Source organism: Lactobacillus paragasseri (assembly GCF_003584685.1).
In the GTDB taxonomy this organism is placed as follows: domain Bacteria; phylum Bacillota; class Bacilli; order Lactobacillales; family Lactobacillaceae; genus Lactobacillus; species Lactobacillus paragasseri.
In genome coordinates, this window is sequence record NZ_AP018549.1 from 1,527,385 (window position 1) to 1,550,362 (window position 22,978).

At 35.6% G+C, this 22,978-nt stretch carries 19 protein-coding genes and 1 tRNA gene; all 20 read right to left on the reverse strand.

What is annotated here, in order from left to right:
• Positions 1 to 131: 131 nt before the first annotated feature.
• Positions 132 to 314, reverse strand: a complete 183-nt coding sequence (locus LpgJCM5343_RS07425) for a hypothetical protein (protein ID WP_003648287.1) — start codon at positions 312 to 314, stop codon at positions 132 to 134.
• On the reverse strand, positions 307 to 1,635 hold the full coding sequence (gene gtfB / locus LpgJCM5343_RS07430; RefSeq protein WP_020807843.1) for an accessory Sec system glycosylation chaperone GtfB: 1,329 nt from the start codon (positions 1,633 to 1,635) through the stop codon (positions 307 to 309). The genes LpgJCM5343_RS07425 and gtfB overlap by 8 nt, the downstream gene beginning before the upstream one ends.
• A complete protein-coding gene (gtfA, locus tag LpgJCM5343_RS07435; protein WP_101891087.1) occupies positions 1,628 to 3,157 on the reverse strand; it encodes an accessory Sec system glycosyltransferase GtfA in 1,530 nt (509 codons plus the stop codon). Before gtfA ends, gtfB begins: the two co-directional genes overlap by 8 nt.
• 9 nt (positions 3,158 to 3,166) lie before the next feature.
• The gene (gene secA2, locus LpgJCM5343_RS07440) at positions 3,167 to 5,533 is read right to left on the reverse strand and encodes an accessory Sec system translocase SecA2 (protein ID WP_049148878.1); all 2,367 of its coding nucleotides are present in this window, start codon (positions 5,531 to 5,533) and stop codon (positions 3,167 to 3,169) included.
• Positions 5,534 to 5,539: 6 nt separating this feature from the next.
• Positions 5,540 to 6,394 (reverse strand): accessory Sec system protein Asp3, encoded by an 855-nt coding sequence (asp3, locus tag LpgJCM5343_RS07445; RefSeq protein ID WP_049148876.1) that lies wholly within the window; start codon positions 6,392 to 6,394, stop codon positions 5,540 to 5,542.
• Positions 6,394 to 7,941 (reverse strand): accessory Sec system protein Asp2, encoded by a 1,548-nt coding sequence (gene asp2, locus LpgJCM5343_RS07450; RefSeq protein WP_049148873.1) that lies wholly within the window; start codon positions 7,939 to 7,941, stop codon positions 6,394 to 6,396. Before asp2 ends, asp3 begins: the two co-directional genes overlap by 1 nt.
• Positions 7,938 to 9,449: an accessory Sec system protein Asp1 gene (gene asp1, locus LpgJCM5343_RS07455; RefSeq protein WP_101891088.1), complete on the reverse strand. Its 1,512-nt coding sequence runs from the start codon at positions 9,447 to 9,449 to the stop codon at positions 7,938 to 7,940. The genes asp2 and asp1 overlap by 4 nt, the downstream gene beginning before the upstream one ends.
• 1 nt (position 9,450) lies before the next feature.
• Positions 9,451 to 10,641 (reverse strand): accessory Sec system protein translocase subunit SecY2, encoded by a 1,191-nt coding sequence (secY2, locus tag LpgJCM5343_RS07460; RefSeq protein WP_049148871.1) that lies wholly within the window; start codon positions 10,639 to 10,641, stop codon positions 9,451 to 9,453.
• 163 nt (positions 10,642 to 10,804) lie between these two features.
• Positions 10,805 to 11,620, reverse strand: a complete 816-nt coding sequence (locus LpgJCM5343_RS07465) for a Cof-type HAD-IIB family hydrolase (RefSeq protein ID WP_101891089.1) — start codon at positions 11,618 to 11,620, stop codon at positions 10,805 to 10,807.
• 8 nt (positions 11,621 to 11,628) lie between these two features.
• On the reverse strand, positions 11,629 to 11,838 hold the full coding sequence (locus LpgJCM5343_RS07470) for a hypothetical protein (RefSeq protein WP_048687374.1): 210 nt from the start codon (positions 11,836 to 11,838) through the stop codon (positions 11,629 to 11,631).
• A 52-nt stretch (positions 11,839 to 11,890) separates the two neighbouring features.
• Entirely contained in the window at positions 11,891 to 12,799 is a 909-nt protein-coding gene (locus tag LpgJCM5343_RS07475) for a diacylglycerol kinase (RefSeq protein WP_003648277.1), read from the reverse strand.
• A 23-nt stretch (positions 12,800 to 12,822) separates the two neighbouring features.
• On the reverse strand, positions 12,823 to 14,253 hold the full coding sequence (gatB, locus tag LpgJCM5343_RS07480) for an Asp-tRNA(Asn)/Glu-tRNA(Gln) amidotransferase subunit GatB (RefSeq protein ID WP_003648276.1): 1,431 nt from the start codon (positions 14,251 to 14,253) through the stop codon (positions 12,823 to 12,825).
• Between the two features lie 3 nt (positions 14,254 to 14,256).
• A complete protein-coding gene (gatA, locus tag LpgJCM5343_RS07485) occupies positions 14,257 to 15,696 on the reverse strand; it encodes an Asp-tRNA(Asn)/Glu-tRNA(Gln) amidotransferase subunit GatA (protein WP_049148866.1) in 1,440 nt (479 codons plus the stop codon).
• Positions 15,696 to 15,998 (reverse strand): Asp-tRNA(Asn)/Glu-tRNA(Gln) amidotransferase subunit GatC, encoded by a 303-nt coding sequence (gene gatC, locus LpgJCM5343_RS07490; protein ID WP_003646851.1) that lies wholly within the window; start codon positions 15,996 to 15,998, stop codon positions 15,696 to 15,698. Before gatC ends, gatA begins: the two co-directional genes overlap by 1 nt.
• Positions 15,999 to 16,008: 10 nt before the next feature.
• Positions 16,009 to 17,148, reverse strand: a complete 1,140-nt coding sequence (locus tag LpgJCM5343_RS07495) for a CamS family sex pheromone protein (RefSeq protein WP_020807406.1) — start codon at positions 17,146 to 17,148, stop codon at positions 16,009 to 16,011.
• Positions 17,149 to 17,170: 22 nt separating this feature from the next.
• Positions 17,171 to 19,177 carry an NAD-dependent DNA ligase LigA gene (ligA, locus tag LpgJCM5343_RS07500; protein WP_049148865.1) on the reverse strand — a complete coding sequence of 669 codons (2,007 nt, stop codon included), beginning with the start codon at positions 19,175 to 19,177 and terminating at the stop codon, positions 17,171 to 17,173.
• Positions 19,178 to 19,216: 39 nt separating this feature from the next.
• On the reverse strand, positions 19,217 to 21,460 hold the full coding sequence (gene pcrA / locus LpgJCM5343_RS07505; protein ID WP_101891090.1) for a DNA helicase PcrA: 2,244 nt from the start codon (positions 21,458 to 21,460) through the stop codon (positions 19,217 to 19,219).
• 98 nt (positions 21,461 to 21,558) lie between these two features.
• Positions 21,559 to 22,185: a glycoside hydrolase family 73 protein gene (locus LpgJCM5343_RS07510; protein WP_020807408.1), complete on the reverse strand. Its 627-nt coding sequence runs from the start codon at positions 22,183 to 22,185 to the stop codon at positions 21,559 to 21,561.
• 1 nt (position 22,186) lies between these two features.
• Positions 22,187 to 22,804 carry an ECF transporter S component gene (locus tag LpgJCM5343_RS07515; protein ID WP_020807409.1) on the reverse strand — a complete coding sequence of 206 codons (618 nt, stop codon included), beginning with the start codon at positions 22,802 to 22,804 and terminating at the stop codon, positions 22,187 to 22,189.
• Between the two features lie 71 nt (positions 22,805 to 22,875).
• Positions 22,876 to 22,964 (reverse strand) — tRNA-Leu (locus LpgJCM5343_RS07520).
• Positions 22,965 to 22,978: the final 14 nt, after the last annotated feature.

The window sequence follows — 22,978 nt, forward strand, 5'->3', positions numbered from 1 at the left end:
TTCTTCACACCGTTATATTATCTTCTTTCTTGCAAACATAACATCGAACAAACCATTTTTATAAAAAAACGACAAAAAATAAGGCAAAGCACTTTTTTCGATACTTTGCCTTATTTAATACCTGTTTTTCTTTATCTAACAAAAGTCTGCAATAAAATCATTACCAAAATAATTGTAAAACATACCCCCATAATGATTGTTTTCCAAGGAATTTCTTTTGGCTTTTTTTCGTATGCCTTTTGTTTATTCTTTTCTACTTTTGCCAATCTTTTTAATGCATGTCTTTCAACAAGCGTTTTACCTTTTTCACTCATTATTCAGCGCTCCAATTACCTTTTGATAATTTTCAACTGTCGTGTCTCCAGCAGTCAACCGCTGGTCATCAACAAATTTTTGCATCTTTTTTGCGTCTTCTAGCGCTTCATTAACTCGATGAGCCATATCATTCACTTGATCAACTTCAAAAATACTATCTGGACTTACAAAATTAGGATTATGCAAAGTATTCTTAAAGCCAACAATTAACATATTTTGCTCAAATGCGCCACGAACAGCATCAAGAATTTCATTACCATGATTAATGTCAAAATAGATGTCGCAAGACTGATATAGATCCTTCATTCTCTTTGGTGTAGCATTTGGATACAAGTGAACATTGTTATATTTATCAAAAGCTAAAAGCTTAGCCGACATTTCTGTTATCGCTGCAATATGGAAATTAATATTAGGAAGAGCTTCAACTATTTCCTGCAAGTGTTCTATTTGGTCAGAATTAGTCAAAATGACAGCCTCTGGTCGTAATTTATTCCCACGCGCATGCGGATAAATCATCCCTAAAAAGCGAAAATCTAGCTTACCACCCTTAGGTAACTTATTTTTCCACTTCTCCCAATCCAAGTAATTCTCAAATACTACATGCTTAGTACGTGTGCCATTCTTTGAAAGATAAGTCATATTACCCGGCAGCTCTTCACCTAACTTTTCATGCCAAAACAGCGTATCCGAGCCTTTTTCACCCATGCCTAAGCTAACAAACATTGATTGGTTCAAAGTATTATAGAAAATATGATCTACCTTATAATGGCGTGCTCTTAAATAATATTGCATAAACTGGACTAAATTAGAGAAATGTCTTGTTTCATCATCATCAAACAATAAAATATCTCCAGCTACTAAATAATGAACAATTACAGCTTTTCCCTCATTATCAAAGTACTTTCGTAAAACTTCTTGTCCATTATTCACATAAGTTTTGGCAAAAATTCTGCCTTCACGATTATAATGATCAATCCAGCTTAATTGCCCCTTGTCATCTAACCATCTTACTTCTTTAACTAACCGATTATTATCCGTTGCAGCAAAGACAATATCAGCTTTCTTTTGATGAAGATCGAAAATTTCACCTTTCTGCGCCGTAGCAACGATACGATAGAACTTAGGTATTTTAACTTTGTCAAAATATAAGGGAGTATTTTTATCTGTAACCTTACAATAAAATTTGATTGGCGAATCTACTTCTTTAGGTAAGAAACCATCATCATGAATCACGACTGAAGGAATATTAAGCCCAGCGAAAAGTTGCGATCTCAAAAAATCAGTTGATGCAACATCTAAGTTTTCAAATAAGTTAATCATTTGTTAATTCTCCCAATACTTCTTTCCATTGCTTAGCTACGCGATCAGTTAGATAAGGTTCTGCAATTTGATATGATTTTTCATTAAAGGCTTTTAGATCACTTTGCTTAAACAATTTAATAATTGCCTTGGTCAATAATTCCACCTTGCGATATTCATTCCAATCTTCGTCATACGGCAGTAAATAACCATTTTCATTATTTTTAATAAAGGTTGGATCTCCATAAGGAACGTCAAAACCAATCATAGCTAATCCCGAGCCAATTGCCTCAAGTAGTGATAACCCAAATCCTTCACTAGTTGAAGCAGCAATATAAGCCGGATATTTAACATAAATATCTTTTAAATCATGCTGTCCTTTTAAATGAATATAATCCTCAGCCTGGTGATTCTTAATCATTTCGTCAAGAGCTGCTCCTTCGCTGCCTTTGCCATAGATATCAAGCTTCAGTTCTGGAATTTGATTCTTAGCAGCAATCACAGCTTTAACAATCCAATCAAGATGCTTTTCTTTAGCTAAACGCGATGCAGTAATAAGTGAAAATGGCTCACGTTTCTTAACCGGATACGTTAACTTCAAAAGACTACCAACCGGGATACAATCAACACGCGGTGTAATATGATAATATTTTTGAAATTGCCCTTCTAATACTTTCTTTTGAGCTGGAGTAGCTACCACAAAACTTGCTACTTCTGAAGCATGTGAAAATTGATACTCATAAAAGTTATTCCACAAAACATGATGATCATTAGTAAAGTGCTTATCATAGTGATCAGCATGAACCACAACGACAATTTTAGCAGGACCATGATTTTCAAAGATTAGTTGCCCATTAATTAACGACTTATCTTCATCTTCACGATCTAAGATAATAACATCTTTTTTAGTGAAACGAAGTGCTTTAAGCATCTTCAGATATAATTCATCTTTAGAATAAATAATTTCGCCATTTGTAAATTCGTACGTTTCTTGATCATTATTTAGATGCTGAGTATAAGCAACTGAACCATCTTCATTGTAAAATTCTCTAAAAACTACACGATTATTTTCAGCTGTTCCTAGATAGTACTCAGCCGCATACCTAGTATAAGAATAAAAATCACGTCTTAAAATGGTATTATTTTTTCGATAAACAACTTGATCAATAGTTTCTTTTTGGCGATCATGTAATCTTGCAACAGCATAAAAGTCATCTTTTAATTTATAAACAACTTCTTTGCCATCATTATTAGCCTCTTTAGTGAAATGCTTAAATTTCAAGCTAGCTTCAAAGGCTTTTAAGGTATAAGAAGTTTTAGCAATCTTAATATCAGTAAAAAAGTTATATAGCCAAATAATGCTTTGATCCTTAAAGCCCATATTAGCAGTCAGATCACCAATATTATTATCTAAAATTAAGTCAGAAAAAATAAATTTAGCGTCAATTCCAGTTTTTCTAAAACTTTGATCACGATACTTCTGTGCATACTCAACACCAGAACTTGCCCAACCTATTCCTAAATTTACATTATAAACTGTCATTATTTACCTCTAATTAAATACAACAACCAATTGACCTTTTTCATTTATATTAATTTGGCTCAAAAGCAAATTATCAAAAATTGCTAGAGTAATCTTATCCCAAAACTGTAAATACATCTTAAAGGCTGCTTGGTGTTGCAACAAATCTTGTGGACGACCTGAATTCGTCCAACCATGCGCCTCAATTTTTAATTTTGAGATCTTATCCACTTCATCAATCCAGCAACCATCCATTGCAGCAATCATTATTTGACGATAAAAATTATTAAGCTGTTCCTTATTAATTAAAGTTTTCTTTTTCTGGTTAATAACTTTATTAATAATTTCATGCAAATATTTTTTATAGTCTTGGATATTTTCTAAATCTTCTGGAAGTATAACTTTATTATAGGTTACATGTTCATTAATAAAATACTTCAAGTCGTTCTTGTTTTTTATTTTTTCTTTCTTAAAATATAGCTCGATCCCTCTATCAATTGCCTGATCAATATCTGCTTGCAAATCTTTCTTTGCCATCACACGATCACGCATATCGTAATAATTTTTTCGCTGCAGAGATAAAATTAATTCTTCCTTATTTGTTTCAGTTCTCTGGAGAGCGCTCATTGCTGCTACTCGATCGCGAAGCATATGTAAACTGAACTTAGTAATTGGCGACTTTAATGTTACTAGATCTTTTCCATTTTGCTTTTTTCTCATTAACCGGCGATAATATTTTTTCTGTCTGCCAGTGTTGTTACTAGAAACAAAATCATCCTCTAGTGAAATAAAGAATTGACTTGAGCCAGGATCTCCCTGTCTTCCTGCTCTACCAGCGAGCTGCAATTCAACTCGTTTAGGAAGCATTTCAGTACCAATTACTGCTAGGCCGCCTAATTCTTTTACGCCCTTGCCTAACTTAATATCAGTACCACGACCAGCCATGTTTGTTGCAATTGTTACTTCTCCCTTTTGACCTGCACGTTTAACAATTTGTGCTTCATAAGCAACACTATAAGCATTTAAAATATTATGAGGTATTCCCATATTTAGCAGCAATTCAGAAATAATTTCTGAATTTTCTACTGAACCTGCAACTAGTAAAACTGGCCGACCTGTCTGATGAAGTTTTACGACATAATCGATGGCAGCCATTAATTTATCTCGAGTTGTTAAAAAGAGTACAGGCTTTTTATCTTTTCTGATAACAGGACGATTAGTTGGAATACGGGTAACTTTTAAATTATAAATATCCAAAAATTCTTCTTCATTAACTTTAGCAGTGCCACTCATTCCACTTACCTTATTAAACAAACTAAACAAGGCTGGAAAAGTAATTGACGCAGCAGTTTTTTGGATATTTGTTAATTCAACTTTTTCTTTAGCTTCAATGGCTTGGTGCAAACCAGTACTTACCTGAACTCCACGCTTTAAACGACCACTATCTTCATCTAGTAGGATTACTTTTCCTTTAACAACTAAATAATCATGGCCCTTACGCATAATTAGATGAGCGGTCATTGCTAAGACAATATGTCGATAAACTGCCCTACTTTGCTCATCAAATAAATCTTTCAACTTAAAAAAGCGCTCTGCCTTTTCAATTCCATGAGCGGTTAGCCAAAAAACTCCATCGTCTTTACGGAATTCATAATCCTTCTCACTATCTAGTAAATTAACAAACTGATCAGCTAAACCATATAAGTTTGATTGAACACTTGGTTTAGATGACACCACAAATGGTGATTCAGCTTCATCCAGTAAAACCTGGTCTACTTCATCAATAATGACGAAATTAAATGGTCTTAAATATTGTCTATCTTTTGTACTACTCAAATTATTAAATAAATAATCAAAAGCTAAAGATGAAGCAGTAGTATAGGTAATATCGCTTGCATACCATTTACGCTTCATTTGCGGCGTTGCTTTTTGCTCTTCATCATCAGTACTCAAGAAAGCTAAACTAACTGTTAAACCTAAGAACTTATAAACTGGCGCTAAATCTTTTTCATCCCGGGCAGCCAGATAGCCATTAGGCGTAACTAACATCGCTCCCTTTCCAGTTAGGCCATTTAAATAAAGCGGCATCGTGGCTACTAAAGTTTTTCCTTCGCCAGTTTTCATTTCTGCAATTGAACCCTGACTCAGCATAATGGCACCTAGAACTTGAACATCATAAGGATAAAGACCTAACACTCGATAATCTGCTTCTCGAACAGTTGCGAAAGCTTCAGGTAAAATATCTTCTAGCGTTTTTCCTTTTTTAAGAAGCTCCCTAAAAATCTGGGTTTGATTTTGTAGTTGCGCATCACTCATTTTTCTCATTCTAGGAGCTAGTTTATTTATTTTTTTGAGAATCTTTCTTGGCTTTCTTAGCCTAAGAGTATCTGTCAACACGCTTTATCACTTCCTCAAATATCGTTCTACATTATTGAGAACCTGTTGTTGATCAAGCTTAACCATCTCTGGAAGAAACCAAGGCTGTTGCCCTTGATTTTCTAAAGTATAATTCGAAGTTATAAATTCAAAATCACATTTTTTTGCCAATGAATCTTCCAAAATTTGATCTATTTTCTTGTCACTGCTAAAGATAAGTACTGTCTCTTCTTCATGTTTTTTCAGCCACGACTCTAATCTAGAAACCGGGTTAAATAATTCTTGCCAACTAATATAACCCATAAAAATTTGCGTATCTGTAATAGTCGTCTTTAACTCTTCTGGAAGTTCTCTGGCTCTTTTATTATCTGCCACTAAAATTAAGGCTACTTTCTTTACTTCTTTCAGTTGATTTAATGGCATTACGAAAAATTCATCAAAGGCTTTTTCAGGTAAATCAGCTCTTCCAAGTTGAACTTTAGCAAAGTTAATTTCACTGCATCCCCCATTAATGATTTCAAAAGTATATGACACAGCTTGACTAGGATAAATAAATTCTTTTTCCATGGATGAAAACACGACTTTACTAATTTCATCAGCTTGTATATCAAAGAAACGTAAGCAAAAAATTGCAGTATCTTCAGGATTTACTTTCATATTTATTTTTATACGATATTTTTTGCCACTTAATAAAATTGGTAGACGTGGAACTTCTTTATAGGCCTGATAATTAAGCCTAGACGACCAGCGCATAATCTTCTCACCCGACGCCATTAAATTATTTTGGAAAGTAACTGTTTCATCGATTCTTTTACTTAATTTTGTTCCATACATATAGGTCTCATTAACTCGATCCCAATATATTTGATTAATAATTTTCATTATTCATACTTTCGTCCAAAATTACCCATAATTTCATACAAACGATAAATAAACCAATAGTTAACAGCTGGATCATCATTATGTCGCCCATCAAATCCTTTAATTGAAAACTGAATAGCATTTCTTACAGCGGGTGACTTTTTTAGTTCAGCCACTGCATGGTCATCATAATCATCATTTTTCATATAAGCTACAAAAAGTCTAGTCTGAGATAAATCACTTTGACCAAGTTCGTTCATTGTCTTTTGATCTAATTCTTTTAACTTTTCAAAAGATAAAGACCGGTTAATTGCCCCATCAACGTCGAAAATGGTATCAAAACCACCTGGTCTATCTAAAGCAGCTCGACGTGCTATATAGCCTAAATTCAATAAGGGCTTAGCTACATTGATTGCGTATGGCTTAAGTTTGGCACCATATTTTATTGCTGGATAAGTTCCCATGGAAATTCCAGTCATTACTAACTGAGATGGATCAAATCCTAATTTTTTTAGAGTTTGCTTAATTACTTCAATAATCTTTTTACCAAAGTAACCTTCTGCATCATCATAGAAACCACCAACAGCTAACCGCATATCCGTAAACAAGAGCATTGGAGCATTTAATCTTTTCATTAAGAAATATCCTTCAAAACCTTCTCGTTCACGTGCACCTGAAAAGTAAACATTTAGTGGCGGTTTTAAATCACCGGGATTAAAGTAATATGCAATATCTTCACGAGTTGCTGGATCAACGATTCGTTTTCCACCACTGATAAAATCACCAGCTCCATCTCGTCCCCAACGTGCGTGAAGTGTACCAATCGTCAACTCACCGCTTCCCTTTACTTCAAGGCTAATAGTTGCATTTCGATAATATTCAAGCACCTCAAGTTGAGAAAAATACTCATCTTTTTGAAACTTAGTTAAGTCAATAACAACTTGATCTTTCACATCACCATCTGAACCAGGATTTTGAATAAAAATTCTCATCCGAACTTGGAAGTTATTATTTTTCATCGTTAGCCAAAAGTTAATCCGCTTACCCGGGTCAATATAAATACCGGTTTTGTATACTCCAAGATTAATCCATTCGTTATTGGTATCTAAATTCAGCTTCAATTCACCATGACCTAAATATTCAAAGCTGTGTACTTGCCGATCATTAAGCTTAAAATTAACAGCTGCAACACGCATTCCTGTTTGACCCACAAAGTAGCGCTCTTCTAATTTATTAATTAGATATTGAGGATCTTCAGTAATTTCTTGAGCAGCAATACTTTTCAAAAAGTAGCTTTCCTCGGTATCAGCAATTTCTAGAACTTTAGGTAAATAAAGAACCTGATATGGTGGGACTAAACCTTTTAAATCAGCCCAATTTTTTTTAGTCAGATTCGTTGGGCCTGTAATCAAAATTACATCATAATTTTTTATTTCAATCTTTTTCTTCTTAGGATCCTTTTCATCAACCTTTTCAATAGGTGGAAAATCATTGAAATGCCACTCTAAGTTTTTAGTTAATTCATACTTTTTAGACCAGTCTATTGATCCTAATTGTAAGACTCTCATTTTGCATCACCTAGTAATTTTTCCCAACGCTTCATAATATTTTCTTCTGAATAACGATTTAGCATTTTAACGTTATATACAATTGCATTGTTCCAAGCAGTTAAATTATTTAAATAATCATTAAGTGGCGTATCAATTTCCTCAGCCGTTTGGCAAACATATCCATTTTTTTGATGGATTACTGTTTTTGAAGCGAAATTTTGAATTTGCGGTATTCCAATGCTTACAGCTACCATTTGCATTAACTCATCCACGCTGCCCCAGCTAATCAATACACGAGTTTTATCCAATGCCTTAAGCAACTGAGAAATATTAGTCAAACGCAATTCTTTTATTTTAATTTGTGGCAACCCTTTAGCTTTACCTAAACCAGCAATTTCAATATTTTCGACTTTTTCCTTTTCATCGCCACTACTAATAATCCACTTTCCTTTACTGTCTTTCTTAATTTTAGCTATTACCTGATTTACCCAGTTATCTTTATCAAGACTGTAAGTGAAAACTTGGATACTTTTATTCTTAAAATCATGACTTACATATTTGCACAAATGCTTGATAATTTTTTCAATGTCTGCTTGATTTGCATTTTCTGCAAAGAAGGCAATTCTTTGTACCCGTTCTCTAGAACTATGCCCTAATCGAAATTCAGAATTATAAGCTGGAATTACATTAACGCTAAATTTTTCAGGATATTGCTGCTCTAATTTATCAGCCAAGTCCGTTTTGCTAACTAGTAAATTTCCTTGATTCAAATTTGACAGCTCTTCTTGATAAGGCTGCCTTGGATTAATCATAAAAATTGCATTTGAATGATTAAGTTGGTTTAAATCTACTAAACTATCGTTATCGAGGGTCACAATCAAATGATCAGACTTTTTTAAGTTCGTTTCCAAGTATTGCTGTAAAACCTCATTAATTAAATCTTTAATATTAGAATAGGTCGTTTTTTGATAAAAATTAAAATTAGGATTAATTGTTACCACACCAGTATCCCTATCCTGCTTAAAACGCCAATTGCCGTACGGGTCATAAAAAATAGCTTCATGGTCTGTATTTTTAGAAGAAATAAATCCCCGACTATCCATGATCAATGTATAGTTTTCAGACGGCGTATCTCCATGATGCTCAACACGAATAACTTTTCCAGCAAAATCATAAAAGACTTTGGCAATGAATTTATCTTTATCTGCTATTATCGTTCTAAATGGAGTATAATCAAAAATTGCATTTTTCGGCCAAGCAAAATCATTTATTTCAACGACTCTACTTTCTAAATTGTGGATACCTTGCAAATAATCATAAATTGAAAATAGCTGATCTGGATAATAATTCAATTGATTTAGACGTGTCATTAGTCCGGGCTCATAAGTAGAAATAATAATTCCTACCTGATGACCATTATTTTGTAAAATACGCATATGACTTGTAGCATCTAAAATAGTAATCGATGGAATTGCAACAGCCCAATCACTATTGTCTTCATGCCAAGCTGGGATAAAGTATTCCATTTTATTTTTCTCTTTCTAAGCGGTCATACTTATATGGGAACAAGAGAGTTGCCACTTGATCACGAATTCCGCTCATAAACATAACTATCATTACAACATTCATTGGAATAACTGCAAAGCCTGCATATCTCCCCATAAAGCGCGAGCCATATAATCCTAATACCAATTGTGCAGCATTCAATATAGCTCCAGGAAAGCCCAGAATCCAAATTAATTTTCGAAGATATGTTTGAGTTGGCCTACCTGGTGCGATTCCTAAGATATAATTATGATTATTTCTCATCGCCTTTGCCTGATCTTTAGGATTGAAAGCAACAAACATGAAAAAGTAAAATAGTAAAATTGCCATTACAGTTGAAAAAGTAGCTGAAAATTGCCAACTATTGAGTAATTTATTAGAACTAAAATATGGTGCAATCATCACCGGCAAAGTTAAAATGGCCATTCCAACCATGTACATCATCATTGCTGCCATGTTTAAACCAATTGGAACAAGCATAGCTTTGCTTTTCGACGGTAAACTCGGATTAATAACTCTTAATGGATAGTAAGTTTTATTAAATGCCATCCAAAATAGAATAAATAGCAAAATAAACATAAGTAATAAAGTAATCCAGATCCAAGAGTTTTTAAACTTTAGCAACATCTTAATATTATTAAAAATATTTGGAATGGCGCCGGTCATAATACTAGTCAAAATAATTGGAGCACTTGCACCAACTCCATATTTAATATTCCGATAGCATAGCCAAACAACTAGACAAGATCCAGCAATTAAAATTACAATCATCTCAAAGTCCCGCCAGAAATCCCTTTGTGGCGTCATACCAAAGACTAAAAGAACTGCTTGTAAAATTGTTAAAGCAAGTGTAATCACCTGCATAAAAAATTCAATTTGCGGCTGAGATAGTGCATCAAAACCGAAAAGCTTGGTCATCATTAACAACTGCAAGATCAACATTGAAAACATAAGTGGATTAAGTCCCACAGAAAAAATTGATATGCGAGCATAATTGGCTCCGCTAAATACTCCTAGCAAGGTAATCGGAGTGTGATTCATAGTTTGTGCATATTGCTTCGTAATCTCTGCAAACGGCAATGGAATATATGTCCCCATGACATAGATAATTACAATTCCTAAACTGAAACTAACTCTTTTAATGACATTCAAGAGATTTTTGTTTTTTATCAAAATAAAATGCCTCGTTATTGTATGTTGGAACTTAACTTATTTGTTATACAACTATAGTCTATCATTTTTTAGAGTTAACATTACAACTGTTTTGTTTTTTAATATATTAAAATAATTTTTTTGTAAAAAAATACCCCTGGCTGCTGTGCCAGAGGCTTTTGAATTAAATTACGAATTTTTTAAGTGCTTTTGCGATGCCATTATGGTCATTATCATCTGTAACAAAATCTGCTTTTTCCTTAATATCTTCAATTGCATTGCCCATCGCAATTTTCTTAAAGCTCGGATTTTCAAACATCGAAACATCATTACCTTGATCACCGAAGACCATGACATCTTCTGGACTAATCTTCAAGCGCTCAGCTAAGTTCATTAGAGCATTCCCCTTCGAAGCTCCAATTCCATTTAATTCAATACAGTTATCTAAACTACGAACAATATCATAAGATTCAAAGGCCCAGTAAGGAATAGAATTCCAGAGCTTTTCAATTTGGTCGCTATCTTTTGGACAAGTAAAGCCAACTTTATTGAAGGTAAAGTCTTGCGGAATTTCTTTCCGTTCACGAACTCTAATTTCATTATCAGTTAAGGCCGCATTAATTTGCATTTGTACTGAAAGATCACGATCTAAAGTCCAAAAACGTTCAGTCGTTTCAAAGTGCAAGTTCACATGAGCAAGTCGTTGCAAGCGAAGCATTACCTCAAAATCATGATAATCCATCTCTTGACTCATTAAAACTTTTCCAGACAAGTCTTGAACAACAGCTCCGTTAAAAACAACTGCATACTCTTCTGGCCCTTCAAGTCCTAACTGCGTCTCAAATGGCATTACTCCAGAAAGAGGACGTCCTGAAGCAAGAACAACTTTAATTCCCATACCATGCGCTACTTGCAAGGTTCTTAAGGTCTCAGGTGAAATTGCATTACCACTAGTAAGCAAAGTGCCGTCTAAATCTACTGCAATTAATTTAATCGCCATACATACTCCTATCTTCCAAATATCATATAGAAAATTACATTTAACACAAGTCCCAGCAGTGCCCAGCAAGCTGCTGCTTGAGCCTTGACTTTCTCTTTCCTTACTAAATATACCAAACTAGCAATGAACCCTACTAGAGGAAAAACTACATAAAAGAATAATATCCATTCACTAATTCCATTGACGTCTGTACTCAAATTACGAATAATCTTTTTCATTTTTCTCCCCATAAAAAATAGAGACTAACAAATTATTAGTCTCTATTTTTTATTAACCAACATAAAATTCAATATGCTGCTTCAGATTTTCAAAATCAATTGGTAGATGTCCACCAATTTCGCCATCTAAATTAACGGGAATTGGTTCTTTATCTTTACTGTTATCTAGTAATTCAACTTTTAAGTACTTAGTCTTAGTATAGATAATTTGAGGATCATTAACATGATTTCCATTTAAGGCCATCGCCATTAAACGTAAAACATCTACCGGATTTGCGGTTTTAACCACGATTAACTGGAACAAACCATCAGATAATTGTGCATCAGGCATAATACGCTCAAAACCACCGATTGAATTAGTCATCCCTAAAAGAAACATTGATAAGTTTCCTTCATAGACACCATCATCATAGGTTAATCGCATCTTGTTACTGCTTATTTTTGGTAACATTTCTGCACCCTTAAGCAAATATGCACTATAGCCAAGAACCGATTTCACTTCTGAAGGAACGCCATAAGTTAATTCGGTTAATGAACCACTGGCCGCAATATTCATAAAATATTGTTTACCAGCACGACCGATATCCATCTTTTGCGTTTTACCCGTCAGAATTACTTTAGCTGCATCAACTAAATTATCTCTTGGAATTTTTAAAGCTCGAGCAAAATCATTCGTTGTACCGGCTGGAATAACTGCAAGTTTTGGTCTTTTTTCTAATGGAGCAACCCCATTAACTACTTCATTAATAGTTCCGTCTCCACCAGCACCAACCAGTAAATCGAAACCAGCTAGGGCACATCTTTTTGCTTCATTTTGAGCAGACAAAGGTTCTGGCGTAGTTCTAAAGGCACTCGCTTCAAAACCAGCCTGTTCTAATACGTTTAAAATATCTGCGACATTTTGAAGCATCTGCTCGTGACCTGAAACAGGATTATAAATTAATCTTGCTTTTTTCGTCATCGCCTTTCGCCTCCCTAAAATGATTAACGACTTTGAAGTTCCTTATTAAGCAACTGGTTAACGACCTTAGGGTTAGCCTTACCACGAGTTTGCTTCATGATTTGACCAACTAAGAATCCAATTGCACGATCCTTACCATTCTTGAAGTCTTCAACAGATTGTGGATTGTCATCAACAACCTTAGTTACCATTGGCCCAAGAACAGAAACATCTGATAATTGGACCATGCCCTTGTCTTCAACATACTTCTTAGGATCAGTACCATTTTCAATAGATTCTTTGAAGACCTTCTTAGCAATCTTAGATGAAATAGTTCCATCTTTGATCATCTTGATCATTTCAGCTAAGTGTTCTGGCGTCAATTTAATATCTGCAATACCAACTTGGTTTTCATTCAAGTAACCATTAACTTGAGTGTTCAACCAGTTAGCAGCTAAAGTTGGATCAGCACCGGCAGCTACTGCAGCATCGTAGAAATCACTTGATTCCTTAGTTTGTAAAATAACGTCAGCATCGTATTCCTTAATACCATATTCTTCAACGTAGCGTTTGCGACGTTCAAATGGTGATTCAGGTAAGCTTTCTGCAATTTCATCGATCCAGCTTTGCTTAATGTGGTAAGGTGCAATATCTGGTTCTGGGAAGTAACGATAATCTGCGTCACCTTCCTTAACACGCTCTAAGACGGTCTTACCAGTAGCTTCATCAAAACGACGAGTAGAAAGTTGAACTCTGCCACCAGAAAGAAGTACTTGTTGTTGACGTTTTTCTTCATATGCAAGAGAACGACGAACGTGGTCAAATGAGTTCAAGTTCTTCATTTCGACCTTAGTACCCAGCTTTTCTTGACCAGCAGGACGGATAGAAATGTTGGTATCAACACGCATTGAACCTTCTTCCATCTTAACGTCAGAAGCACCAGTAAATTGAACGATTTGACGTAATTTAGTCAAGTATGCGTAAGCTTCTTCTGGATCTTCCATATCAGGTTCAGAAACAACTTCAAGAAGTGGAACACCCTGACGGTTTAAGTCAACGTATGAATAACCATTAGCTCCGTGAGTGTTCTTACCAGCATCTTCTTCGATGTGCATTTCGTGAATACCAATACGCTTCTTCTTACCGCGAACTTCAACTTCGATGTAACCATCGCGAGCAAGTGGTTGGAAGAATTGCGTAATCTGGTAAGCCTTAGGGTTATCTGGGTAGAAGTAATTCTTACGGTCAAAGTGAGTTACAGGCAAGATATGTGAATGAGTTGCTAAAGCAACCATAATACCAAGACGGTAAACATCTTTATTTAAACGAGGTAAGACACCAGGCATAGCCCAGTCGATAACATTAGTTTCAGTGTTTGCTTCAGCACCATAAGTAACTGGTGATGGAGAAAAAATCTTACTCTTTGTTTTTAATTCGAAGTGGACTTCTAGACCAATAGTCGATTTAAAATTCATTAATTAATCCTCCATTCCTGTAGGTGTTTTTTCGTAGAATTTGTTATTACGTTCAATGAAATCAGCAACCTTAAATACAGTACCTTCATCAAAACGTTTAGCCATAATTTGAAGACCAGCAGGCATACCATCAACTAAACCTGCAGGTACACTAGCGGCTGGGATACCAGCTAAGTTAGCGGAAATTGTTAAGATATCGTTGTTGTACATCTTAATTGGGTCTGAAAGTTCTTCGCCAATGCCAAATGCTGGCTCAGTAGTTGTTGGTCCAACGATAACATCATTTTCTGCAAAGATCTTTTCAAAGTCGCGACAAATTAAAGTTCTAACTTGAGCAGCTTTCTTGAAGAATTCGTCATATGCACCTGCTGATAAAGCAAATGAACCAAGCATAATACGACGCTTAACTTCGTCGCCAAAGCCTTCACTTCTAGATTTTACGTAAACATCTAATAAGTTCTTAGTATCCTTTGCACGGTAGCCATAACGAATACCATCGTATCTTTGAAGGTTTGAAGAAGCTTCACTAGAGGCAACAATATAGTAAGTAGGAACAACATATTTAGTATGTGGCAATGAAACTTCATTAATAACTGCACCAGCATCCTTCAAGACATCAGTTTGCTTTTGGACAACATCGCACATTTCACCATCAACAGCATCCATGTATTCCTTAGGAACAGCTATGCGTAAGCCTTTAACATCTTGACCTAAGAAACTAGTAAAGTCAGGTACTTCTTTTTCTGAAACAGTTGCATCATGTTCATCAGGACCAGCAATTACGTTTAATACTTCTGCTGAATCCTTAACACGTTTACTCATAACACCGATTTGATCTAATGAAGAACCAAAGGCAATCAATCCCCAACGTGATACACGCCCATAAGTTGGCTTAATCCCAAAAATACCATTGAAAGCAGCTGGTTGACGAATAGAACCACCAGTATCAGAACCAAGAGCTGCTACAACTTCACCACTAGCAACTGCAGCTGCAGAACCACCAGATGAACCTCCAGGAACTTTTTCTAAGTTCCATGGGTTATGGGTTGCACCATAGTAAGAATGTTCAGTAGATGAACCCATTGCGAACTCATCCATGTTAGTCTTACCAACAAAGGTTGCTTGAGCTTTCTTTAACTTGCTAATTACAGTGGCATCATAAACTGGCATGTAATTGTAAAGAATATGGCTAGCTGCAGTAGTCTTCATACCATTAGTAATGATGTTATCCTTAATTGCAATTGGGATACCAGCCAATTTATTTTTAGCAAAATCTAAATCTTCTGCTGGCTTTGCGTCATCGTCAACAGTAATCCAGGCATTAATTTTTTTGTCTGTTTCTTTAATATTTTTAACTGTTTCCTTAGCTAAGTCTTCAGCTGTTATTTCGCCATCTTGTAATTTTTTATTTAATGAGTCAATGTTTTCATTTAAGTAATTCATTATTCATTATCATCCTTATCAATAATTACTGGCACCTTAATGAAGCCATCAGCTTTTTCAGGAACATTCTTCATTAATTCTGCGCGACTTTCCCAATGTTCAGGCTTGTCTTCTCTAAAGTCAGTCTCTCGATCAACAACTTGAACAGTTTCAGGAACTCCTTCAGTATCAACTTCGGCTAATTGATGTGCCATATTGATAATGTCACCCATTTGTTCAGTAAACTTATCAATTTCGTCTTCACCAAACTCAAGTCGAGATAGTGTTGCAACGTGATTGATTTCATCTTTTGTAATTTTCACCGTTTGCCTCCTATTCACCGCCAAAGACGTGGACATAATAACTATCGTCTGCGGAATTCTTAGCAATTAATGCCTGCGTATCATTAACAGAATTAATCTTAATTTCTATTGGTGCATCTTTAGGTAAGTACTTCTTAGCAGCTGAAAGCACAAGTCTTGAGAAACTCTCGATCTGTGCATAGCCAAAGAATTGCGTAGTTACAGTAATGTTCATTTGCGTCAAAGTTTTATTTTGATAGCGAACAGTTGCTGTTACCCCACTAATATTAGGGAAGTATCCTTGAATAGCAGCCTTAAAATCACTAAATGAAGCTGCATCAGTAGAATTAATTGCTTTTTCGCTTCCAACAGTCGGTAGTACTTGACTACGATTATTGACTGTTTTCCAATCATTTATTTTACTACTATTTGCATTAGCAATTCCATATGCAAAGTAATTTCCGCCAACTAGGGAATCTTTACTAGTCTTACTAAATAGTCCAACTAGAATCGGGATATCCTTTAATCCCTTCTTTTTACGCAAGTAAGAAACCAACTTGTTAGCTGCTTCCTTACCAAAAGTCTCCTGCTCTGCGCGAGAAATATCCTTATGATATTGTGGACCATCTTTAACTTTTTGATAGTAATCAACTGAGTTAAGGGCTAAGCCTACACTCATACCACCCATTTTGTAACTAGAATTAGATTTAGTCAAAAAATCTTGTTCCAAAATTTGGTCTAAAATGACTGGATTATAAGAATCTTTCTTAGTACTCTTTTCCGCATTTAAACCATCTGCATTGCTCTTAGACTTTCTTCCTAGCCAATCAGTCGCATCTGCAACAGAAATCTTTTGCCCTTCTTGGAAAACATACTTACTACTTGAAAAAGTATTTTGGGATAAATTTATTAATCCAGATTCTAAAGCACGACCGTCAACATTATTATCACTAGTATTTTCAGTTGTACCTTCAATTGGACTAGTTACATATTCACCATCTTTTAAGAGGACATTATAACCATTCTTACTTGTACTAGTCGTTTGATAGCTTTTCTTCTTGGTTGTCGAAGTTGTGGGATTATTGGCAAGATCGGAATTTTTTAAATTGCCACATGCACTTAAGCTCAAACCAGTTGCCACTAGCAGTGCTATTTGCAAAAATCTTTTCAATTTATTTTTCCTTCTTATTTCTTTATTTTTCAATTTTTGCAATTGCTTCTTGTTCAGTTAACATTGGAACTTGAAGTTTCTCAGCCTTATCTTTCTTAGAGCCGGCATCTGCACCATAGATCAGATAATCTGTCTTCTTAGATACTGATCCAGTCACTTTAGCTCCAAGATCTTGAAGTTTCTTAGTAAATTCACTTCGAGTAAAGTCTGATAACTTTCCAGTTAAAACAACAGTCTTTTCTTTAAAGAAATTATCTGGTGCTTCTTCTTCAACTGTTCCTAAATATTCCATATTTAATCCACTGTCACGCAACTCTTGCAACAACTTTTGCGCACTCGGCTGATTAAAATATGCTGTTAACGATTCCGCAATCGTCTCTCCTATTGTATCGATACTTATTAATTCTGGCACTGTTAATTGACTAACCTTTTCCAAATTTTTATATTTTTCCAAAATTAATCTAGCAGCTTTAGCACCAACGTGATCAATTCCAAGACCAAATAGTAATAATTCAGCTGAATTTTGCTTACTATTCTCAATTGAAGTTAACAAATTAGTAATTGACTTATCTTTAAAATGATCTAACTGACTTAATTGCTCATTAGTTAAATGATACAAGTCAGCTACATCGTTGACAAATTTTTTATCAATTAGCTGTTTTACGATTCTTGGACCAAGTCCCATAATGTTCATCGCGCCGCGTGAAGCAAAGTGAATAATTCCTTCTTCAACTTGAGCTGGACACATTGGATTGATGCAGCGGAGAGCCACTTCATCTTGCAAGTGAACCAAGTCTTGCCCACAAGATGGACATTTATTAGGAATCTCATAAGGCTCACTATCTTTAGGTCTTTTATTTAAAACGACACTAGAAATTTCTGGAATAATATCCCCAGCCTTGTGCAATTTAACTGTATCGCCAATCCGTACTCCCTTTTCTCTTAGGTAATCAGGATTATGCAAAGAAGCACGTGAAACAACAGTACCAGCAAGCTGAACGGGATTCATCACCGCAGTCGGCGTGACTACTCCAGTTCGGCCAACTGTCCATTCGATCTCTTTAACTATCGTTTCTTGTTCTTCAGGAGGAAACTTATAGGCAATTTCCCAACGCGGTACCTTGACGGTATTTCCTAATTCATTTTGTAAGCTCAAATCGTCAACTTTTAAAACGATTCCATCGATACCATAGCTTAAATCGTTACGCTTAGCAGTATATTCATCAATAAACTTAAATACTTCATCCATTGATTCTAGACGACGACCAGTTTGATTAGTGTGAAAGCCTAAGCGATTCATTTCATCAATTGCCTGGTGCTGACTAGTAATGTTTCTTGGTGGATTAACCCAAGTATAAATAAAAGTACTTAAATTTCTCTTTTTAGTAATCCGCGCATCTAATTGTCTCAAAGACCCAGCTGCTGCATTTCTAGGATTAGCAAATACTTGCTCGCCTTTTTCATCGCGTTCCGCATTTAGCTTGGCAAATGCTTCTTTTTCCATATAGCATTCACCACGAACCTCAGTTGTTAAAGGCTCAGGCAAAGTTTGTGGGATATCCTTAATGAACTTGGCATTAGCTGTCACATCTTCACCAACACGACCGTTTCCTCTAGTAGATGCGCGTGTTAATTTACCAGCTGTATATTCTAGCGATAAAGATAAGCCATCAATTTTTAATTCAACGTTGTAAGCCACAGGATGTCCAACTAGCTTTGTAATTCTGTCATCAAATTCTTTAAGCTCATCTTTTGAGAAAACATCCCCCATTGAGAGCATTGGAATAGGATGTTCCACTTTAGAAAGATCACTCTTAATTTCGCCACCAACTCGCTGCGTAATTGAGTCAGATGTTACTAAGTCAGGAAACTGCTTTTCTAATTCTACTAGTTCTTGATAAGCCTTGTCATAAACTGCGTCTTCAACTATTGGTGCGTCTTTTGCGTAATAATCTTCTGCCCATTCATCGAGCTTTTTTCTTAATTCATCGACTTTCTGAGAAGCCTGATTGTGAGTTAAAACTGCCATTATTTCAGTCCTTATCTAAACCAAACTACTTCAATCTCATTATATCTTTTTAATTGGTGCAAAGGCAGCTAAAAGGCGCTTTACTCCTTGACTAGCAAAAGCAATATCTAATTCCATATCTTCTCCGCTGCCGTTAACTTTGACGACAACACCCTTTCCCCAAGCCTTATGAGAAACTTGATCGCCAACATTCCAGGTCTTCTTATCTGCGCCAACTGCACCACTAGCCTTCTTAGCTGTTTCAATTCTAGTTTTGGGACGATAAACTTGAGAAGTTGCACGTTCACTACTTTTAGCAAAAGGAATCGACATTGAAGAATTAGATTGAACTGGATTAACAAATTCTAGATCCTTATCTTCAATTTCATCAATAAAACGAGATGGCTGATTATTTTGCGGACGACCATACATTGTTCTAGAAAAGGCATTCGTGATATAAAGTTTCTTTTCAGCACGCGTAATACCTACATAGGCTAAACGACGCTCTTCTTCAAGTTCACTTGGATCGCTTGCCGCTCTTGAAAGCGGGAATAGACCTTCTTCCATGCCAACTAAAAAGACAACTGGAAACTCTAATCCTTTAGCTGCATGAAGCGTCATTAAAGCTACTTGATTATCTTGATTTTCTAAATCATCTTGATCGCTTAAGAGTGAAATTTCTGAAAGAAAATCACCTAAGGCAGTCGAATCTTCATCTTCTGGCTCATAATTATCATCAAAACGCTTAGTAACAGTTAAGAATTCGTTCAAGTTTTCTAATCTGGTATCAGCTTCAATTGTATGTTCATTTTCTAGGGCTTCTTTATAGCCAAAGTCAGCTAATAATTTTTCAGTTAAACCAGTTACGCTATGCGTCTTACTGTACTCAATTGCATCTTTTAGGGCAGTCCCAAAAGTTGCTAAAGTCTTAGCTGGACGTCCTGTAATTGGTGCTAAGCTTAAGTTCTTAAATGTTTCTTCAACTGTGAAATCATTGTCATTAGCAAAGCCATTAAACTTAGCCATCGTTGTTGGACCTAATCCCCGCTTTGGTACATTGATAATTCGATTAAAACTCATCGAATCAGCAGGGTTTGCTACAACCTTCAAGTAGGCCAAAATATCTTTAATTTCTTTTCGATCATAGAATTTATGACCGCCAACAATTCGGTAAGGAATGTTTGATTTAACTAAAGCTTCTTCGACGTTACGAGATTGGGCATTTGTACGGTAAAGAACTGCAAAATCCTTGTAGTCTCTGTGATGCCCTTTTATTTCTTCGTTGATCTTTGAAACAATAAAGAGTGCCTCATCGTTACCACTTTGAGCACGATAATAGTTGATCTTATCGCCGTCGCCCTTATCAGTCCAAAGTTTCTTAGGTTTACGATTTTGATTATTCTTAATAACTGAATTAGCAGCATCTAAGATATGACCAGTTGAACGATAATTTTGTTCAAGTTTAATCGTATTAACTTCATCATCTTGATAGTCATGCTCAAAATTAAGAATATTTTCCATGTTAGCACCGCGCCAACCGTAGATCGACTGATCTGCATCCCCAACAACGCAAATATTTTTATATTGAGCAGCTAGTGCCACACAAAGTTGATATTGAGCTTCGTTTGTATCCTGATACTCGTCAACTAAAATATAGCGGAACTTATTTTGGTAATAATGAAGCGTTTCTTTATCTTTCTTAAACAAGACTAGCGTTTGCATAATCAAATCATCAAAGTCCATAATTTGATCTCGCTTTAAGCGGTGCTGATATTCTGCATAAACTTGCGCTGTTACTTTTTCAAAAGGACTAGCTGCTTGTTCTTTGAAATCTTTTGGCGTAAGTAAGTCATTTTTGCCGTTAGAAATAGCACCTAAAATAGCCTTAGGATCATACATCTTAGGATTAATATTAAGATCCTTTTCAATTCGCTTAATTAAAGTTAACTGTTCTGCTGAATCAGCAATTGAAAAGTTATTAGAATAGCCGATTTTTTCTGCATCTCGGCGTAAGATTCTCACACATAAAGCGTGAAAAGTTGACATCCAAACACTATCAGCAGCTGGCCCTAAAAGCTTTTGGACACGTTCTTTCATTTCAGTTGCAGCCTTATTAGTAAAAGTAATGGCTAAAACATTCCATGGCGCAACGCCCTTTTCTTCAATTAAATAGGCAATTCGACGTGTTAAAACTGATGTTTTTCCACTACCAGCTCCAGCAACTACTAAAAGTGGACCTTCAGTACACTGCACAGCTTTTTTCTGCTGCGGATTTAATCCTGCAAGAATTGTTTCTTCGCTCATTGCTTCTCTCTTTCCTGATAACTTAAACACTAAAATAGACCTGTCTATTATAACAAAAAACGACGATAGCTTTTACCTTAACTATCATCGTTTCGGAATTAATCATATTGCGTTAAATTGAACTCTTTAATTAAATCAATTAGCTTTTTAGCATAACCTGGATCAGTCGCATAACCATCCGTCTCTAAAGCTTGCGCTTGACTTGCATAATCTTTTGCAGCTAAAACATGCTGATATTGATCTTTATTCCAGCTAGTTCCATTCACAAATAACCGCGTATGTGCCTGAATAGATTCTTCATAAGAATTATAAACTTGAAAACGACCAGTTACAGTTTCCCAGTGATCATTAACAAATTCCGAAGTCGTCAGCTCTCGGCTAGTATTAGGATCGGTTCCCTTGACACCGAACAAATTATAATATTTTTTTGAAAGCTCACTTTGACCAAAATTACTTTCTAAGCATGCTTGCGCAATGGTAACACTTGGAAATAAACCATAAGGCTTATCTGCTCTTTGAGCAATTGGAGCTACTACTTTAATAAACCTTTCTTTACTTTGAAGAGCGCGTTCCTTTTCTAACTGCGCTTGCCTTAATTGTTCATTAACCGCGACCTCGTGACGCCAGTACAAAAAGCCTGATAAAATTACTACCAAAGTAAAGCAAATAGCAAAGGCTCTTGCAATTACATATTGAATATTTTTTTGGCGGCGTCTACGCGGCATTTTAACTCATCTTCCTTTTCATTACTTGCTTCAAAGGCATCGCAATTGCTGGCGTAAGGATAGCAGTAAAGATTGCTTCTACAACACCATTAACACCTAAAACACTTAATAAAATTGCAATTAAAGGAGCTGAATTTTGAGTTTGGCCTAGGCTTTGAAGCAAGGCAGCTGGATTATTCATAAACCATAAACTAGTAATACTAATCACCAGTAAAGTATTAGCAAGTGACGTACATAAGCCTGCAATTGTATAAACAACGGTCTTCTGAAGTTTTGATTCATCTTTTGCAGCTTGACCAATCATTCCAGCAATAAAGCCAGCTGCTGCCCGCGGAACTAACGCAATAAAGATATTTCGAAACAACAACATGCTGACAATATCGCCAGGTTGCGTATAAGCAATAAATAAACTTAATAAGCCCCAAAATAAGCCAATCGACGTACCGAACCCAGGTCCCATTAAGCAACCAGCTAAAGCCACGGTCAAAGGAATAGTTGTAATTGAAGGCAATCCCGGCAGAATTCTAATGTAGCCGATGTAAGGAACAAAAGTCTGAACTAAAATAATTGCAACAAAAATAGCACTAATAGCAATTCTAAAAGTCTTCTTATTAATCATAGTCTTTCCTACTTTTATCAAGTATATCTTTAACAAAAAAGGAAGCCGCATTTGCAACTTCCTTTTCTTAGTGGTGCGGGCGAGAAGACTCGAACTTCCACGATCTAAAAGCGATCACAAGATCCTTAGTCTTGCGCGTCTGCCATTCCGCCACGCCCGCGGTACTTAACTAAT

Bases quoted from the DNA above. Each gene is read 5' to 3' on its own strand.
- gatA (WP_049148866.1), bottom strand. From the start codon at position 15,696: ATGAATTACTTAAATGAAAACATTGACTCATTAAATAAAAAATTACAA.
- pcrA (WP_101891090.1), bottom strand. From the start codon at position 21,460: ATGAGCGAAGAAACAATTCTTGCAGGATTAAATCCGCAGCAGAAAAAA.
- asp1 (WP_101891088.1), bottom strand. From the start codon at position 9,449: ATGGAATACTTTATCCCAGCTTGGCATGAAGACAATAGTGATTGGGCT.
- LpgJCM5343_RS07475 (WP_003648277.1), bottom strand. From the start codon at position 12,799: ATGACGAAAAAAGCAAGATTAATTTATAATCCTGTTTCAGGTCACGAG.
- ligA (WP_049148865.1), bottom strand. From the start codon at position 19,177: ATGGCAGTTTTAACTCACAATCAGGCTTCTCAGAAAGTCGATGAATTA.
- LpgJCM5343_RS07465 (WP_101891089.1), bottom strand. From the start codon at position 11,620: ATGGCGATTAAATTAATTGCAGTAGATTTAGACGGCACTTTGCTTACT.
- gtfB (WP_020807843.1), bottom strand. From the start codon at position 1,635: ATGATTAACTTATTTGAAAACTTAGATGTTGCATCAACTGATTTTTTG.
- LpgJCM5343_RS07470 (WP_048687374.1), bottom strand. From the start codon at position 11,838: ATGAAAAAGATTATTCGTAATTTGAGTACAGACGTCAATGGAATTAGT.
- LpgJCM5343_RS07515 (WP_020807409.1), bottom strand. From the start codon at position 22,804: ATGATTAATAAGAAGACTTTTAGAATTGCTATTAGTGCTATTTTTGTT.
- asp2 (WP_049148873.1), bottom strand. From the start codon at position 7,941: ATGAGAGTCTTACAATTAGGATCAATAGACTGGTCTAAAAAGTATGAA.
- asp3 (WP_049148876.1), bottom strand. From the start codon at position 6,394: ATGAAAATTATTAATCAAATATATTGGGATCGAGTTAATGAGACCTAT.
- gtfA (WP_101891087.1), bottom strand. From the start codon at position 3,157: ATGACAGTTTATAATGTAAATTTAGGAATAGGTTGGGCAAGTTCTGGT.
- LpgJCM5343_RS07425 (WP_003648287.1), bottom strand. From the start codon at position 314: ATGAGTGAAAAAGGTAAAACGCTTGTTGAAAGACATGCATTAAAAAGA.
- LpgJCM5343_RS07510 (WP_020807408.1), bottom strand. From the start codon at position 22,185: ATGCCGCGTAGACGCCGCCAAAAAAATATTCAATATGTAATTGCAAGA.
- gatB (WP_003648276.1), bottom strand. From the start codon at position 14,253: ATGAATTTTAAATCGACTATTGGTCTAGAAGTCCACTTCGAATTAAAA.